Raw genomic sequence first — 16,350 nt, forward strand, 5'->3', positions numbered from 1 at the left:
GCTCACGCCACTACTCCGGCGCCGCCCTTCGAGGAGTCCTTCACCGGGTACGGCTTTGCGGCGCCTCGCCCCCGTGTTCGGTCCATCTCGCGCCATTCCGGCCGCAGCGCGGCCAGATTCGTGGTGAGGAAGTACGCGGTGCCACAGACGAGCAGCACCGGCACGAGCCCGACGGCGGTCACCGCCGCCCCGGCCATCAGCCCGCCGAGAGGGATGCCCGCCCAGGCCAGTGAATCCCCGAGGGCGTTGACCCTGCCCAGCAACCGGCGTGGGACGCGCTCGACGAGGACGGCTCCCAGTACCGGGTTGAGGAAGCCGGCGCCGAACCCGCTGACCGCGAAGACGGCCAGGACCACGCCCAGAGGCGCATCAAAGGCGAGGATCAGGAACCTCGGCGCTCCGGCCAGCAGAAACCCGGCGAGAAGTACCACCCGCCGCCTGAGCCGGTGCGCGACCGCCGTGGCGATGAGGCTCCCGCCGACCGCCGCGGCTCCCATGACGCTGCCCATCAGGCCGATCGCGCCCGCTCCCTGGCCGGACTCCCGGGCCCAGACGGGTATGAGCACCGAGGTGATCGCCGCGTCCAGCAGGTTGGTGACGGCAACCATGACGATGAGGACGAGCAGCAGCGGCTCGCCGCGCAGGAAGGCGAGACCTTCGCCGAACCGTTGCCAGTAGCGCGGCGCCGCGGCCCCGGCCAGGGAAGAGGCCTCCTGGACCGGGCACCCCGTGCCGCGAGGAAGAACGATTCTGATGATCACCGAACCGAGGGCGAAACAGGCCGCGTTGACGGCGAGCCCGGTCAGCGGACCGAGTAGCGCCACCAGGGATCCGCCCGCCGCCAGGCCGACGGTCGACGCGAGTCGCTCGGTCACGCCGGACAGGCCGGTCGCACGTTCGAGCGGCACCCTGCCGCGCTCGGCCGCTTCCGGGACCATCACTTCCTTGGCCAGGTCGCTGGGTCCGCGGCCCGCGCCGATCAGCGCCACCAGAACGAGTAGGAGGGGAAAGGACAGCAGGCCCAGGGCGTGGAGCAGGGGAACCGCTGCCGCTGCGGTCGCGGTGGCCAGATCCGTGGTCCAGGAGACGGCCCGCGGGCCGATGCGGTCCACCAACGGTCCGGTGAACGCCTTGACCACCACGTAGGGTGTCATCTCGCAGAAGGCGACCAATCCGGTCTGGGTGGCGCTGCCGGTCGTGACGAGGACGAACCAGGGCAGGGCGACGACGGAGATCCGTGTGCCGGTCAACGACACGGCCATGGCCGCAAGCACCCCGACCAGCGGCCGTAAGGACCCCCTGCCGGGGAGGCGTTCCGAATCCGAGGCGACGTCGGTCATGAAGCCGGATCCTCTTTCGCCCCCTGCGGGGTGGCAGCGGGCGGCGATGCGGCAGGAGTGTCCAGCTCCGGAAGGAACTGGGTGATGAGGGCGATGCGCTCGGCTCCTTCGGGGGCGTCGGCCGCGGCCTCCGGTGTGTCGCGTCGATAGCGCTCGACGACTTCCCTCAACTCCCCGTACAGGGCGCGCGCCTCCTCGGGGGTGAGGCGCAGGGACCAGTCACTCAGGTCGAAGGTGTTCCGCCATGCGCGCGGCATCGTCTGAAGCCCGTTGAGGGTCTGCTGCGTGCGAAGGGTGTAGATGGCGGCGACGGATTGCAGGAAGGTCAGAGTCGCCTCGGGCTCCCGCTCGGCCAGCTCCGGATCGTTGAACCACGTAGTCCGGTGCACCGAACGCCACCAGCGTTCACGGGCGTTGCCGCGCTCGGTGTCCTCCTCGACGAAACCCGCCGTGCCGAGTTGGCGCAGGTGGTAGCTGGCCGTGCCGGAGTTCACTCCGAGCCGCTCGGCGAGGCGGGTCGCGGTCGAAGGGCCGTACTTCCGCAGGAGCCCGACGAGTTGAACGCGCAGCGGGTGCGCGAGGGCGCGTAGCCCCTTGGCATCCAGAACGACGGCGTCGGTTGCGGACCGAGGGGCGTCAGGGTTCACGGTGGGGTCACTCATGGAACTCACCGTAAATCGCGGAGACTTGTTTGCGAAGACTTCTTCGCGAACAAGTCTCCGCGTTCCGAGGTCGGTTCGGGCGCGCGTGCAGGGCTGCCGGGGCACGAGTGCCGGGGTCGTTGTCAGTGCCTCCCGGTAGCGTGCCGAGTGCCAGATCCGACGACTCTCCGGGAGAACAACCATGGACATCCTGCTCATTGCCGGTTTGTGGCTCGACGGATCCGCCTGGGACGACGTCGTTCCCGAACTCGCCGCGCTCGGCCACCGTCCCCTGCCCCTCACGCTCCCCGGCCAGGGCGACGGCTCCACCGACGCGACACTCGACGACCAACTGGAAGCGGTGCTCGCCGCCGTGGACTCGGCGCAGGGGAAGCCGCTCGTGGTAGGGCACTCCGCCGCGTCGACCCTGGCCTGGCTCGCAGCCGACGCCCGCCCGGAGAAGGTGGCCAAAGTCGCCCTCATCGGCGGCTTCCCGGCCGCCGACGGGCGGTCCTACGCCGACTTCTTCGAGGTCGAGGACGGCAGGATGCCCTTCCCGGGTTGGGGCCCCTTCGAGGGAGCGGACTCCGCCGACCTCGACCAGGACGCGCGGGACCGCTTCGCGTCCGCCGCCGTCCCGGTACCCGAGGGGGTCGCGCGGGGCGTCGTGCGGCTGACCGACGAGCGCCGTTTCGACGTTCCCGTGGTGGTCGTCTGCCCCGAGTTCACCCCCGCCCAGGCCAGGGAGTGCGTTGCCGACGGCGACAGCCCCGATCTGGCCCGTGCCAAGCACGTTGAGTACGTGGACATCGACTCGGGCCACTGGCCGATGGTCACCCGGCCCCGTGAGCTCGCCCGCCTCCTGGCCGAGGCCGCACGTTGACGGGCTGACCGGGGCGCCGGGTTCGCGGGAAACGGTCGGGCCCCGGCCGGGGCGGTGCGCTGACGTCGAGGAGCGGAGGCGGTACCGGACTGCTTCGCCTCAGGCTCCGCCGGCTGTTCAGCCCGTCGTTTCCGCGGACTTGTCCGGCTGCGGCCGGGTCCGCAGGCCCCAACGCGCAACGGCCGGGCCGGCCGCGCCCAGCGCCGCGAAGAACACGGCCAGCACCATCCAGCCCACCGTGCCGAGGCCGAGTACCACGGTGGTGAGGATCACGGGTGCGAGCGCCTGCCCTGCACCGAAACCCAGACCGAGGAGGCCCTGGTACTGGCCCTGTGCATGCTCCGGGGCAAGACCGAAACCCAGCGCGAAGCCCGCCGAGGACTCCCAGACCTCCGCCAGGCTGTGGACGAAGACCGCGGCCACGACCAGAGCCGCCGCGGCCCAGACCGGGACGTGGGCCGAGAGCGCGAAGATCGGGCAGCTGACCAGGAAGAGCAGCCCCGCGGTGCGAAACGCCCTGCCGCCGTCATGAGGGGTTTCGACGCGCGAGCCGATCCTGGTCTGCATCAGTACGCAGAAGGCCGAGTTCACGGCGAACAGCGCTGCCACCGTCCACCGCGGCGCTTCGGTGTGCTCCGCGATCCAGATCGGCAGGAGCAATGAGACGACCGGGTACTGCAGTCCCATGGCTCCGTACAGCGCGGTGAACGTCACGAACGGACGGTCCCTGAGAACGAGCCGGCGATGCCGCGGCGCCGGCGCCGGCGGCACCGGATAGTGGGGCAGCAGGAGCAGAAGCAGCGCGCACAGGGCGAAGCTCGCCGCGTTGCCCAGGATCAGCGCGACGTAGGCGCTCCGGCTGTCGACGGCCAGGGCCAGGCCGGCGCCCAGCGTGCCGAGGACGACGCCCAGGTTGACGAAGGTGCGCAACCTGGCGCGGAACAGGGCCGGGCGGTCGCCCCCGACCCGCGCCACCAGAGCACCCCAGGCCGCCCCGCCCGCCGCTGCGGCGATCTGGTCGACCGTCGCGACGACGGTGAGCGCGGCCGCGCTCTCCACCAGCACCAGCGCCGCCATCGACAGCGTCTGGACCGAGAGGGCCAGCATCATGACCGCGCGTGCGCCTCGACGGTCCGCGAGATGCCCGCCGGGGACGCTCGCGCACAGCCCGATCACCCCGGCGATGGTCAGCGCGGCTCCGACCTGCGCCGCGGGCAGACCCACGACCAAGGTGAAATAGAGCGCCGAGGCCGCGTTGAACAGACCGTTGCCGACCCGGTTGACGAAACTGGCGGCGATCATGACGCGTTCCGGCCGGCTGCCTCCCATCCTGTGGGTTATTCGGCCTGTCGGGCTGCGCCTGATCATGAACGGCAGGCTAACAGCGTTCACCGACCCCACCGGACAGCGATCCCGCCCGTGACAGGATGGGTGCCCGGCCGATGAAGGGGGAGCGCATGGGTGCGGGCCGCGTCCTGCTGCTGGACGCAGCTCCTGGCGCATTGATGGGGCGGGAGCTGGAGCGTCTGCTGGGTCACGGGCTGGCTGTCACGCTCAACCTCCGCACGGTCCCCGAACCGGCCGCGGTGCGGGCTGCCTGGGCGGACCAGGTGGAGTTCGCCGACTTCAATGCCTTCGACGAACCCACGCTCATCGCTGAGACAGTGCGGGACGGACTCGGGTACGACGCGGTGAAGTCCCGTGCCGGGGTACCGCTGCGTGCCGCGTTCTTGACGGCGGCCACCGACACCAGGCTCGCCAACCGGCTCCGTGTCATCGGCCGAGCGGGAGCGGGCACCGATCACGTGGCCGTGCCAGAGGCCACCAGCCTCGGTGTCGCTGTCACGCACACCCCTGGCTCCAACGCGAGCGCGGTGGCCGAGTTCGCCCTCGCCCAACTGCTCGCACTGACCAGAGACCTTCTCGCGCACAACGAGGCCGCCCAACGGGGCCGTTGGCGACGGCCGCCCGCTCCGGCGAGGGAACTGTCCGAGTCGACCCTCGGAATCGTCGGGCTGGGACGGACCGGTCTGGCGCTGGCCCAGCGGGCGAAGGCGCTGGGAATGCAGGTCCAGGGCCTCTCGCGCCGCACCACCGTTGGTCCTGTCCCCACGGTGCGCTCCCTTGCCGCCCTGCTCGCGACGAGTGACGTGGTCTCCCTGCACGTTCCGCTCACCGCGCACACCCGAGGCATGATCGGCCGGGCGGAACTTGCCATGATGCGACAAGGGTCGATCCTTCTGAACACCGCCCGCGGCGGAATCGTCGACGAGCACGCGCTGGCCGAGGCGCTGCGCAGCCCCGGCCATCCCGTCGGCGCGGCCGCCGTCGACACCTTCGCGCACGAGCATGACGCCTTCGCCTCGCCGCTCTTCGGTCTGCCGAACGCACTGCTGACCCCTCACGTCGCCGGAATGAGCGGGCGCGCCATGGCCACGGCGGCCCTGCGCTGCGCGGACAACATCGCGGCTCTGCTCACCGGCCGGCCGGACGGCGTACCGGTGGTGTCGTCGCCTGGGTGAGCGTGCGTCGGGAAAGCGGGTCCGAGGGGTACTGCGGCGGCGCGCTCGGTGCGGCCGGCCAGGAGTACCGACTGCCGGTTGCCGCCACAGGGCTGCACCGTCACCGCTATGCTTGTCGTCCAGTAGATGACAAGCAGGATTCGTCGTCAGAGCGATGACCATGTGAGGGGGTGCCCATGACCGCGGCGGACCAACCACCCGAGATTGCCGCGGATGTCCACAGCCCGGCGTCCTTCGTCGCCGCCGCGGCGGCTCTCGCCGCCGTGGACACCGCGCTCCGCGATGCCCAGCACGAGGCACCCGACACCGCCGGACCCGGTCCCGAACAGGCGCTGGCCTCCCTGATGCTGCTGCGGCACGTACGCGCGCAGCTCGCCGGGTGGGAGACCGGACTGATCGAAGCGGCCCGTGGCGCGGGGGCCAGTTGGGCCGACCTCGCCGGCCCGCTGGGCGTCGCCAGCCGTCAGGCCGCGGAACGCCGGTACCTGCGGGGCAGGCCCGGCGCCGTCGGCGCCACCGGTGAGCAGCGCGTGACGGCCACCCGCCAGGCCAGGGCCGCCGAACGGGCCACGGCCACCTGGGCCCGGGTCAACGCCGCGGACCTGCGCCGCCTCGCCGGACAGATCTCCGCGCTCGCCCACCTAGCCCCCCAGGCGCACTCGGCTCAGAGAGCCCTGCACGCAGCCCTCGGAGCCGCCGACGCCGCCGAGCTGGTCGTTCCCCTGAGCGACATGCGCCCCTACCTCGACAAGCGCCACACCGACCTCCTCGCCTGCCTGGACGCCCTCGACGACCGGCGCGCGACGGCGGCAGCACCAGGTGACGGTGACTGACTCCTCCCTGGTACGGCCGCACCACACCGGTACGTTCCACCCCACCCGGAACCACGCCGAGGACGGGAGACACCCCTCCGTCCCGGCCAGAGCCCCAGTCCGTTGATGACGTTCCCACAGAAAGAGACCCACATGGGCAGCAGTGTCGAGACGCTGGAATTCCAGGCCGAGACCCGCCAGTTGCTGCGTCTGGTGATTCACTCGATCTACTCGAACAAGGACATCTTCCTGCGCGAGCTGATCTCGAACGCCTCCGACGCCCTGGACAAGCTGAGGCTCGAATCGCTGACCGACGCCGGCCTCACCGGGACCGACGCCACCGACCTGCACATCTCGTTGGAGGTCGACACCGACGCCCGCACACTGACCGTCCGTGACAACGGGATCGGCATGACCCGGGACGATCTCGTCGATCTGATCGGCACGATCGCCAAGTCCGGCACCGCGGGTCTGCTGGAGAAGATCAAGGAGTCCCAGGACGCCGCCACCGCCGAGAACCTGATCGGGCAGTTCGGCGTCGGCTTCTACTCGGCGTTCATGGTCGCCGACAAGGTCACCCTGCGCACCCGGCGCGCCGGCACCGACACCGGAACCCAGTGGGAGTCGGACGGCGAGGGCACCTACGAACTCCAGACCGTCGACGGCCTGCCCACGGGCACCTCGGTCACCCTGCACCTGAAGCCCGCCGACAGCGAGGACGGGCTCGCCGACTACCTCTCCGAGTCGAAGATCCGTCAGATCGTCAAGCGCTACTCGGACTTCATCCGCTGGCCGATCCGCATGACCACCGAACGCGCGGACGCCGAGGGCGAGTCGACGGAAGCCGTCGACACGCTCAACTCGATGAAGGCCCTGTGGGCCCGCCCGCGCAGCGAGGTCACCGAGGAGGAGTACAACGAGTTCTACCAGCAGATCAGCCACGACTGGCTGGCCCCGGCCGAGACGATCCACATGCGTGCCGAGGGCACCTTCGAGTACGAGGCGCTGCTGTTCATCCCCTCGCAGGCGCCCTTCGACCTGTTCTCCCGTGAGACCAAGCGCGGCGTGCAGCTGTACGTCAAGCGGGTGTTCATCATGGACGACTGCGAAGCGCTCATGCCGAACTACCTGCGCTTCGTCAAGGGAGTCGTGGACGCCCACGACCTGTCGCTGAACGTCTCCCGCGAGATCCTCCAGCACGACCGGCAGATCCGCGGCGTCCGCCGGCGCCTGGTGAAGAAGGTCCTCGGCGCCATCAAGGACATGCAGTCCAAGGACGCCGAGCGCTACACGAAGGTGTGGGAGCAGTTCGGCCGGGCGCTGAAGGAAGGTCTGGTCGAGGACACCGACAACACCGAGGCCCTGCTGGAACTCGTGTCGGCCGCCTCCACGCACGACCCGGAGAGGACGACCACGCTGCGCGCGTACGTCGAGCGCATGAAGGACGGCCAGGACACGATCTACTACCTGACCGGCGAGACCCGGGCCATGGTGGAGAACTCCCCGCACATGGAAGCCTTCGCGGCCAAGGGCTACGAGGTCCTCATCCTCACCGACCCCGTGGACGAGGTGTGGGTGGACCAGGTTCCGGCCTTCGACGGCCATCGGTTGCAGTCCATCGCCAAGGGGCAGGTCGACCTCGACGAGTCCGCCGACGGCGACGGGGAGACCGAGGCCGAGAAGGCCCAGCGCGAACAGGACTTCGCCGCGCTGCTGCCGTGGCTGACCACCACGCTCTCCGAGCAGGTCAAGGACGTCCGCCTGTCGTCCCGTCTGACGACTTCGGCGGCGTGCATCGTCGGCGACGCCCACGACGTGACACCGACCCTGGAGAAGATGTACCGGGCGATGGGACAGCAACTCCCCACCGTCAAGCGGATCCTGGAGCTCAACCCCACGCACCCGCTGATCACCGCCCTGCGGACCGCGCACGCCGCGAGCGCCGACGACCCCGCGCTCCCGGAGATCGCCGAGCTGATCTACGGCAGCGCGCTGCTCGCCGAGGGCGGCGAACTCCCCGACCCGGCCCGCTTCACCAGGCTGCTCACCGACCGCTTGACCGGCACTCTGTAGCCGAAGCGCCGCCCCCCACGGAGGCACGACGAACCTGCCCGCTCAGGTCCCGATACGGGGCTCCTGGGCGGGCAGGCGTACGCAGAGCTCTTACGGGGAGGCGTTGTTCAGCCGGTCGGTGATCGCCTGCCCCGCGGCGACAGCCGAGGGAGCGGACGGCAAGCCGAGTTGTGCGCACAGATCGACGCTGTGCAGGTCGACGGCGGTCTCGATCAGCGTGGCCAGATTCTCGCCGGTGGAACGGGCCCGTGCCGTGGCGACGGCCAGAACGGAGATCCCGAGGAGAGCGGCGGGCCACCAGCACACCGAGACCGCCAGATAGAGGAATCCCCAGCCGAACAACCGCGCCGCGTCGCCGGCGCTGTCCCGGGCGGCGGTGACATCAGCGCGCAACGAGTCCGGAAGCACCGACCAGAGCCGGGGCCAGACCAGGGCGAGGTCGTCCAGGCCGTTGACGCGCCGTACGCGCTCGACCGTGCGGGCGTAGCGGTCGCCCACACGCGTGGGCCGCGTCGGGCGGCCCGGCCCCAGCCTGCCGCGCCGTCGGTGCCGGCGCAGGGCCGTCGCGTCCGCCCGTCCGGCATCGGCATGCTCGGCACCGAGTTCGGTGGCGCGCAGAACGGCCTCCCTCAGCCGGCGGGTAGCCCGGTCCCAGCGGCGGCGACGGGCCGCGAGGAGCCAGGACGCCGGTGGCAGGATGCCAGGCAGCGCCCAACAGCGTTCGGCGACGCGGCCCAGGAAGCCCGCGAGTTGACCGACCGCGCCGCCGGCCAGCACGGCCGCGACGGCGGCCAGGACGACCACGGCCGTCGAACGCAGCGCCGGTTCCCGCGCCAGCCCGTCCAACCAGTCGACGACAAGGCGGAACCGGAAGGGCGTGTCCTGGCCCAGCCGCGTCGCCACGACCACAACCGCGATCCACAGCAGCCCGGGCGCCACCAGTGCGGTGAGCCAACGATCCATCAGTCGGGTCGCCCACTCCCCGAGAAACGCGGTCACCGTGTCTCCGGGCGGGGCACATAGGGAGTCATGGCGTTGGCAGCCGGGTCGGCAGCGGCACACACCGGGGTGCCCTCGCTCTCACCGGCGAGCACCACCCGGGTGCACCGCGCCAGCGGGCACGTCCAGCCCAGGTTCTCCGGACCGCCGAGCATCCCCTGGGGCAGAGAGGGAACCGGCCCGCGCACGCTGCTGGTCAGCCCCGGTAGTCCCTGTGCGGCGGCGGCCCTGCCGATCGTGTCGAGCAGCGCCTCCAGTCGGGCCGGGTCGGGGTCCTCGCTCCGTCTCAGCAGCGTCAGCAGTGCGTCGAGCGCCCCCTCCGCGTCTCCGTCGCGCACGGTCTCCCGTACCGAGGGCCACCGGCTGAGCTGCCCGCACAGCGCCTCGACCCGTCCGCGAACCTCGCTGTCCACGCCCACGTCCCTCCCCGTTCGATCACCATCTCACCCCCGTACGAACGGCCCGGAACCTCCACCGCGTCACACCGTTGGCGGATACATTCTGTTGGCGTGGGCCGATGATCGGGGGATCTGACGTGTCGGATCGTACGGGGGCGCTCGCCGCTCTTCAGCAGTGCGTGGAAGGTTCCGTGGCCAAGCCCGCGCGGATTCTGGAGCCGGAGGCCGAACGCAGCGCCGCGCGCCTCACGGCCCTGGTCACGATGGAAACGGACGTCGAGGCGTTCCGACTCCTGGGCATGTACCACTGGTTACGTTCTCTGGCCCTCGACGAGCGCTCCGGCCTGGAGGCCATGGACTCCGTTCTGCGGTTCATGCTGCCCGTCTTCTGGGCGGACCCCGACCGCGTGCCCGAACCACTGCGCACCCTCTTCCGTTCGCACTCCGGCATGGCACCGCTGGCCCACGGGAGCCCGGAGGAGTTGGGGCGGCAGGCGAGGGCCATGGTGGCCACGTTCAGCCGTTCCGGCGAGGTGCAGGACCTGCGCTCGGCCGCCACCTACTTCCGTGCGGCTGTCGCCCGCACCCCGAACGGCGACGCCGACCGCCTCGTCCGCCTGAACGACCTGGGCGTCTGCCTCCGGGACCTGTACGGAAGGACCAGGAATCAGGAGGTTCTGACGGAAGCCATCGCGACGGAGCGTGCGGCCTTGCGGGCGGCCCTCGGACATCCGGGCTACGCCGTGCGGGTGAGTAGCCTGGACCACCTCCTGGGACTGCGGGCCGACCGCAGTGGGGAGCCACGCGCGTACGCGGAAGCGGTCCAGGCCGTGCGGGGAGCGCTGGACGCACTGCCGCCCGACTCCCCGGAACGCGCCTCGGTACTGAGCTGCCTGGCCGGTGCGCTCGGTCGCGAATACCAGGCGACCGGTCGGCTCGACGCGCTGGAGGAGTCACTGGGTGCGATACGCGAAGCGGTGACCGTCACCCCTGCGGACGGCCCGGACCGGACGATGTATCTGGTCAATCTGGGCATCGCCCTGACCGCCGCGCACCGCGAGCTCGGGCGTCCCGGCCTGCTCGGAGAGGCAGTTGAGGCAGGGAGGGAGGTGGTCGGGCGCACCCCGGCAGGGGACCCGGCCCGCCTCCGCCGCCTGGAGAGCCTCGGATCCGCGCTCCTCGAACTGTCCCTGCGCGAGCCTCGCCCCGAACTGGCGGACGAGACGGTCCGGATCGCGTGGGAGACACTGGAGACCGCTCCGCACGGCCACCCGCACCGCTTCCGGCACCTCAACCACCTGGCCCTGGCACTCCACCTGCGCCACTCCCGGTCCGGCCGCGCCGAGGACATGGAGGACGCGGCCGACGCCCTGCGCAAGTCGCTGGCCCACACCCCGCCCGAGCACCCCAGCCGCACCGCGGACCTCAACCTCCTGGCCACCACCCTCGAAGCCCTCTTCCACGTTCACGAACGGACGGACGTACTGGACGAACTCGTCTCGGTCGTCCGGGAGGCCACGGCAGCCCTGCCGCCCGAGGATCCCCAACGCGCCGACCGGCTGGACCAGCTCTGCACGCTCCTCCAGATGCTGTTCGAGCACGCCGGTGATCCGGAACACCTGGCGGAGGCGGTGCGGTGCGGGCGGGAAGCGGTCGAGGCCACCGCTCGGGACCATCCCCGTCGCGCCGGCCGGCTGACGAACCTCGGGGGCGCGCTGGCCCAGTTGCACGGCCGGACCAGCAGCGCGGACTCACCGCACGGCGACGGAACCGACCTGCTCCGGACCGCCGTTGCCTGTGAGCGGGAAGCAGTGGAAGTCACCCCTGTCGGCGCACCCCAGTACCCCCAGTACCTGAACAATCTCAGCGCCGCTCTCCAGCGCCTGTTCGCGCGCACCGCGCGCATGGCCGACCTGGAGGAGGCCGTGGACGCCAGCAGGAAGTCCGTGGCCCGAGCCGCCGCGGACGACTCCAACCGGCCGACGTACCTGACCGGTCTCGGCGGCGCGCTCCGGACCCTCTACGTCCGAGTGAACCGCACCGAACTGCTGGAGGAAGCCGTACGGGCCGAGCGGGAGGCCACCGCTCTGGTCCCGCACGAACACCCGCGCCACGCCATGTATCTCAACAACCTGGCGAGCACGTTGCAGGTGCTGTGGATGCGTACCGAGCGGCCGGCTGTGCTGGACGAGGCGATCGAGGTGCAGCGGCGGGCCCTGCGGACCACACCCGGCCGCCACCCCGCCCGAGCCGGGCGTCTGATCGGCCTGGTGAGCCTGCTACGCATGCACTACGAGCGCACCGAGGAGATGAAGGTGCTGCTGGAGGCGGTGAAACTCGCCCGGGAGGCCTTGGCACTGATTCCCCGTGAGCATTCCAACGCGGCGGCCCAACTCAACATCCTCGCCACCGTGTTGCTGATCGGCCACAAGAACGCGGTGTCGTCCGTGAGCGTCCAGGATGCCGCTCGATTCGAGAACCCCGTGCGGGGCGCCGTCTCCCAACTGCTGTCCAGTCTCCCCTTCCTCGACGGGTCGGGCCTGGACGAAGCCGTCGAGGCCGCACGCGACGCGGTGCGGCTCACCGCCCACGACCACCCCGAGCGGGCGGAGTTCCTGATCAATCTCGGACACGCCCTGGAAGCCCGAGCGGAGACGGGTGGCGGCCCGGCCGCCCCGGACCTGCTGGACGAGACGCTGCGCTGCTATCGGGAAGCCGGGGACAGCCGGGCCGCCACCACGTTCCTGCGCATCTCCGGGTATCGACGGTACGCGCGGGTGGCCGGCCCCGTCGCCTCCCGGTCCCGGGCCGGACTCCAGGCCATCGAGGACGCGGTGCACCTGGTGGAGACCTTCGCCCCGCTCAGCCTCGCGCGTCCGGACCGGCAGCACCAGCTCGGCCAGTTGAACGAACTCCCCGGCGAGGCCGCGGCGGCCGCGCTCCACGCCGGGCAGCCCATCCGAGCGGTCGAACTGCTCGAACGGACGCGAGGTGTTCTCTCGGCCGACGTCCTGGCGCGGCGCAGCGATGAGCAGACCCGTCTGCGCGCCCACGCACCCGAACTGTCCGAGAGCCTGGACAGGCTGCGCGCCCGCCTCGCCCGACTCGATCCCCCGCGTCCGGTGGCGGAGTGGGCAGGGGAAGCAGCGGGGAGCATCGACAGCGAGAGCCACCACTCGTCCGCGCTGCACAGGTCCGAGCAACGCGTCGAGGCCCACCGGGCATGGCAGGATCTGATCGCTGAGATCAGACAGCGGCCCGGGTTCGCGGACTTCCTGCAGGCGCCGAGCGCCGCGCGGCTGGCCCGCCAGGCGCAGGACGGCCCCATCGTCTTCATCAGCGCCGGCGCCACCCGCTGCGACGCTCTCATCCTCACCGCGTCGGCCGACCCGCCCGTCGAAGTCGTACCCCTGCCGGGACTGACCCGCGCGGAGGCGTACGAACAGGCCAACCGTCTGCGCGCCGCGCACCGGCGTGCAGCGGATCCCACGGTCCATCCTCGGCGGCGGATCACGTCCCAGCGCGACGTTCTCGATGTCCTGGAATGGCTGTGGGACGTGGTCGCAGAACCGGTCCTGACCCGGATCGGTCACACCGTCCGCCCGGCCCCCGGCCGGCCGTGGCCCAGGCTCTGGTGGTGTCCGGTCGGCATCATGGCCTTCCTTCCGCTGCACGCGGCCGGTCACCACGCCGAAGGGCCCAACCCGGACGGGGGCGAGACCGCGGCTCCGCGAACGGTCCTGGACCGCGTCGTGTCCTCGTACACGACCACGGTCGGCGCACTGGAGCACGCCCGTGCCCGCGGCGCCGACGCGGACGAGCTGACCACCGTGGTCGTACCGGTCCCGGACCTGTCCGACAGCCCACTGCCCGGGGTCCGCGGTGAGGCGCGTGCCATCAGCGCGCTCGTCCCCGGAGCCCACCTGCTGACCGAACCTACGCGCGGCACCGTGCTCGAAGCCCTGCACGGACACCGCATCGCCCACTTCGCCTGCCACGCGCTGGCCGACGGAGCCGACCCGGGCCGCAGCAGGCTGATCCTGCCCGACCACGCTCACACACCACTGACCGTCGCGGACATCAGCAGTCTTCATCTGGACGGAGTTCTCGCCTACTTGGCCGCCTGCGAGACCAGCGTCACCGCCCCCGACCTGGCCGACGAAGCACTGCACATCACGGCCGCGTTCCAACTCGCGGGCTACCGGCATGTGATCGGCACCCTGTGGTCCGTCGACGACCGCACCGCCATCGAGTTGGCGACGGACTTCTACGGCCACCTCACCGACGACGGCACGAGCCCACCGCAGGTGGAACGCAGCGCCGTCGCCCTGCACCACGCCACACGCCGCCTGCGGGACCGCTACCCGGGCACGCCCACCCTGTGGGCGGCGCACACCCATTGGGGTCCATGAGCGGCATGGGTGTGCGGGGGCACCTGTGTCGACCGGCTTCCTGAAATCAGCGGGGTGTGAGGAGGCAGAACTCGTTGTTCTCCGGGTCGGTCAGGATCTTCCAGTGGATCGTGGACTGGTCGATCCCGGGGTCGCCGGCTCCCAGGCCGCGCAGTCGGGCTTCCTCCGCCTCCAGGTCGTCGCCCGGGTACGGGCAGATGTCGAGGTGGACCCGGTTCCACACGGTCTTGGCGTCGGGGGTGCGGACGAACTCCAGGTAGGGGCCGACGCCTTTGGACGAGCGCATCGTGGCGTGGTCGTCGGCGACCTCGTGCAGCGTCCAGTCCAGCGCGTCGTCCCAGAACCGCGCCATCGCGCGCGGGTCGGCGCAGTCGACCACCACCGCGGCGATCGGGCCGGTGTCCTGGTAGACCGGGCGGGGCTCCAGCACGCAGAACTCGTTGCCCTCCGGGTCCGCCAGGACCGTCCACGGGACGTCGTCCTGGCCCACGTCGGCGAGGGTCGCGCCGAGGTTCAGCAGACGTGCGACCAATTCCTCCTGGTGGGAGGTCGAGGTGGTCGCCAGATCAAGGTGCACCCGGTTCTTCACCGTCTTCGGTTCCGGGCGGGCAACGAGGTCGATGAAGAGGGCCGCGGGGTCGGGGTAGGGGAGTCCCACGGGTTCGAGGTTGGTCACGCCGGGTGCCTCGCTGTCGACACCCCAGCCGAGCGCCTCCGCCCAGAACTGGCCGAGTGCGGAGTCGTCCTGGGCCTTCATGTTGATCTGCACGAGTCGTGTCGCCATGCGGTGGATCCTAAGGTCAGCCACCCCGGCCGTCACGATCAATTGTTCGGAGGAGGACTAGGACGGGCCCTCCAGAGCGTCGATCACGTGACGCAGGTCCTCCGGCATGACCGCGATCAGGACCACGCCGTCGTGCGACTCGCATTCCACGATCCTTGCGCCCGGGTTGACCCCCATCGCCTCCCGCACGGAGGGCGGACGCACCCCGGTTCGGCGCAGATCGGTCGGCAGTGCGGCCGCCTGCCTGCCGAAGGACGCCTTCCAGGTGAGGGGACCAGCACCGACCTGGAGACGTCCGGCCTTCCAGCGGGATCCCTGAGCGGACCACTTGAGCATGCAGGGCACCCCGGCCGGTTCACCGTCGGCGATCGCGGTCGACCTCCGCCGTCGCTTCCGGTGCACCAGCCATCCCGCACAGGCCACCGCGACCCCACCCAAGGCACATTCGATCACCCTCGCATTCAAGCAGGCCGCGAGGGAGGCCGGCGCACCTCGGGCCGGGGCGCGTGGGGCCACTCCGTACGACAGGTCAGTCCGTATGACAGGTCACGGCGACGGCGGGCTCTGGTTGCAGTCCGGCACTCCCTCCAGCCAGGCCGGGCCCTTGATGTAGATGTTGGTGACCCAGGCCCGGTAGTCCGGGAGGTAGGACCAGACGTCGTTCTCGTAGCCCTCCGCGGAGACCCACTCCGCGTGCTTCTGGCAGTGGACGCGGATGGTGGTGGAGTACGGGAAGGCGTAGACGCGGCGGGCGGAGAGGCCGGGCTCGGCCTTGGTCCACACGCCGTTGCCCCAGGTCTGGTGGACATGGCCCGTGACCTGGCCGGTGTTCACGCGGACCGCGCCGAAGTAGCCGTTGCCCAGGCGGACGTCGCTCACCATCAGCTTGGTACCGGACTGCCTCGCCTCGACCATCCTGCCGGCGCCGAGGTAGAGGGCGATGTGGTGCAGGTCCTGCTCGGTGCCGTAGGCGAGGAGATCGCCCGGGAGGAGCGGCGCGAGGCCCTGGGCCGCGGTGAAGCGGGCGGCGGCGCGATGCGTGTAGTACTGCTGGCTCGCGACCCCGTTGAGGATGTCCGAGCCCGCGGCCTGGGCGTAGGCGTACCGGACGAGGCCGGAGCAGTCGAAGCCGCGCCGCTCGGGGTCGTGTTCACTGGCCGGGTCGGTGGGGTCGACCTGTCCGTACGTGGCACCGGGCTGGGCCCCGTGGCCGCCGCCCCAGGTGTACCAGGTGCCGGCCGCGACCTCGGCGCACGCGGCGGCGATGGCGCGCTCGGCGGCGGCGGAGGCGCCGGGCGCCAGGGCGCGGCAGTCGGCGGCGGGGGCGGCGGCCGGAGCCGCCTGTGCTGTGGAGGAGAGGGCCGGCGGTACCCAGAGGGCGACGGCCAGAAGTGCGATCAGGGTGCGGATGAAGGTGCGCGTGCGTGCGGTCCGGCTCACCATGCCGGGACCCCCGTTTCCTGTCATGAATGGATCACCGATTGCG

Annotated in this window: 13 protein-coding genes; 5 read left to right on the forward strand and 8 right to left on the reverse strand. The window is 71.1% G+C overall.

Features of this window, described 5'->3' with window-relative positions:
- Positions 1–2 precede the first annotated feature (2 nt).
- Both AB0E07_RS08165 and AB0E07_RS08170 read right to left on the reverse strand, forming a co-directional pair.
- A complete protein-coding gene (locus AB0E07_RS08165) occupies positions 3–1,340 on the reverse strand; it encodes an MFS transporter (protein ID WP_362247516.1) in 1,338 nt (445 codons plus the stop codon).
- Positions 1,337–2,002, reverse strand: a complete 666-nt coding sequence (locus AB0E07_RS08170; protein WP_362247517.1) for a winged helix-turn-helix domain-containing protein — start codon at positions 2,000–2,002, stop codon at positions 1,337–1,339. The genes AB0E07_RS08165 and AB0E07_RS08170 overlap by 4 nt, the downstream gene beginning before the upstream one ends.
- Positions 2,003–2,183: 181 nt before the next feature.
- On the opposite strand from AB0E07_RS08170, the gene AB0E07_RS08175 reads away from it, so the two are divergent.
- Positions 2,184–2,864 carry an alpha/beta fold hydrolase gene (locus AB0E07_RS08175; protein ID WP_362247518.1) on the forward strand — a complete coding sequence of 227 codons (681 nt, stop codon included), beginning with the start codon at positions 2,184–2,186 and terminating at the stop codon, positions 2,862–2,864.
- Positions 2,865–2,981: 117 nt separating this feature from the next.
- Here the strand turns inward: AB0E07_RS08175 and AB0E07_RS08180 are convergent, their stop codons facing one another.
- Positions 2,982–4,232, reverse strand: a complete 1,251-nt coding sequence (locus AB0E07_RS08180) for an MFS transporter (protein ID WP_362247519.1) — start codon at positions 4,230–4,232, stop codon at positions 2,982–2,984.
- A gap of 89 nt (positions 4,233–4,321) precedes the next feature.
- Between AB0E07_RS08180 and AB0E07_RS08185 the strand changes: the two genes are divergently transcribed.
- From AB0E07_RS08185 to htpG, 3 genes are all read left to right on the forward strand, one after another.
- The gene (locus AB0E07_RS08185; RefSeq protein ID WP_362247520.1) at positions 4,322–5,386 is read left to right on the forward strand and encodes an NAD(P)-dependent oxidoreductase; all 1,065 of its coding nucleotides are present in this window, start codon (positions 4,322–4,324) and stop codon (positions 5,384–5,386) included.
- Between the two features lie 176 nt (positions 5,387–5,562).
- Complete coding sequence (locus AB0E07_RS08190) at positions 5,563–6,219, forward strand: type III effector protein (protein WP_362247521.1); 657 nt, start codon at positions 5,563–5,565, stop codon at positions 6,217–6,219.
- 132 nt (positions 6,220–6,351) lie between these two features.
- Positions 6,352–8,271, forward strand: coding sequence for a molecular chaperone HtpG (gene htpG, locus AB0E07_RS08195; protein WP_362247522.1), 1,920 nt, complete (start codon positions 6,352–6,354; stop codon positions 8,269–8,271).
- A gap of 90 nt (positions 8,272–8,361) precedes the next feature.
- Here htpG and AB0E07_RS08200 read toward each other — a convergent pair whose 3' ends face one another.
- A complete protein-coding gene (locus AB0E07_RS08200) occupies positions 8,362–9,270 on the reverse strand; it encodes a hypothetical protein (RefSeq protein WP_362247523.1) in 909 nt (302 codons plus the stop codon).
- Positions 9,267–9,683 carry a hypothetical protein gene (locus AB0E07_RS08205; RefSeq protein WP_362247524.1) on the reverse strand — a complete coding sequence of 139 codons (417 nt, stop codon included), beginning with the start codon at positions 9,681–9,683 and terminating at the stop codon, positions 9,267–9,269. The genes AB0E07_RS08200 and AB0E07_RS08205 overlap by 4 nt, the downstream gene beginning before the upstream one ends.
- A 122-nt stretch (positions 9,684–9,805) precedes the next feature.
- Here AB0E07_RS08205 and AB0E07_RS08210 point away from each other — a divergent pair, with 122 nt between their 5' ends.
- Positions 9,806–14,080: a CHAT domain-containing protein gene (locus AB0E07_RS08210; RefSeq protein WP_362247525.1), complete on the forward strand. Its 4,275-nt coding sequence runs from the start codon at positions 9,806–9,808 to the stop codon at positions 14,078–14,080.
- Positions 14,081–14,126: 46 nt separating this feature from the next.
- Here the strand turns inward: AB0E07_RS08210 and AB0E07_RS08215 are convergent, their stop codons facing one another.
- The 3 genes from AB0E07_RS08215 to AB0E07_RS08225 form a co-directional block, all read right to left on the reverse strand.
- Complete coding sequence (locus tag AB0E07_RS08215) at positions 14,127–14,864, reverse strand: VOC family protein (protein ID WP_362247526.1); 738 nt, start codon at positions 14,862–14,864, stop codon at positions 14,127–14,129.
- A 57-nt stretch (positions 14,865–14,921) separates the two neighbouring features.
- A complete protein-coding gene (locus AB0E07_RS08220; RefSeq protein ID WP_362247527.1) occupies positions 14,922–15,200 on the reverse strand; it encodes a hypothetical protein in 279 nt (92 codons plus the stop codon).
- A 210-nt stretch (positions 15,201–15,410) separates the two neighbouring features.
- The gene (locus tag AB0E07_RS08225; protein ID WP_362247528.1) at positions 15,411–16,307 is read right to left on the reverse strand and encodes an NlpC/P60 family protein; all 897 of its coding nucleotides are present in this window, start codon (positions 16,305–16,307) and stop codon (positions 15,411–15,413) included.
- Positions 16,308–16,350: the final 43 nt, after the last annotated feature.

It is taken from the genome of Streptomyces sp. NPDC048002, from assembly GCF_040653275.1.
GTDB lineage: Bacteria > Actinomycetota > Actinomycetes > Streptomycetales > Streptomycetaceae > Streptomyces.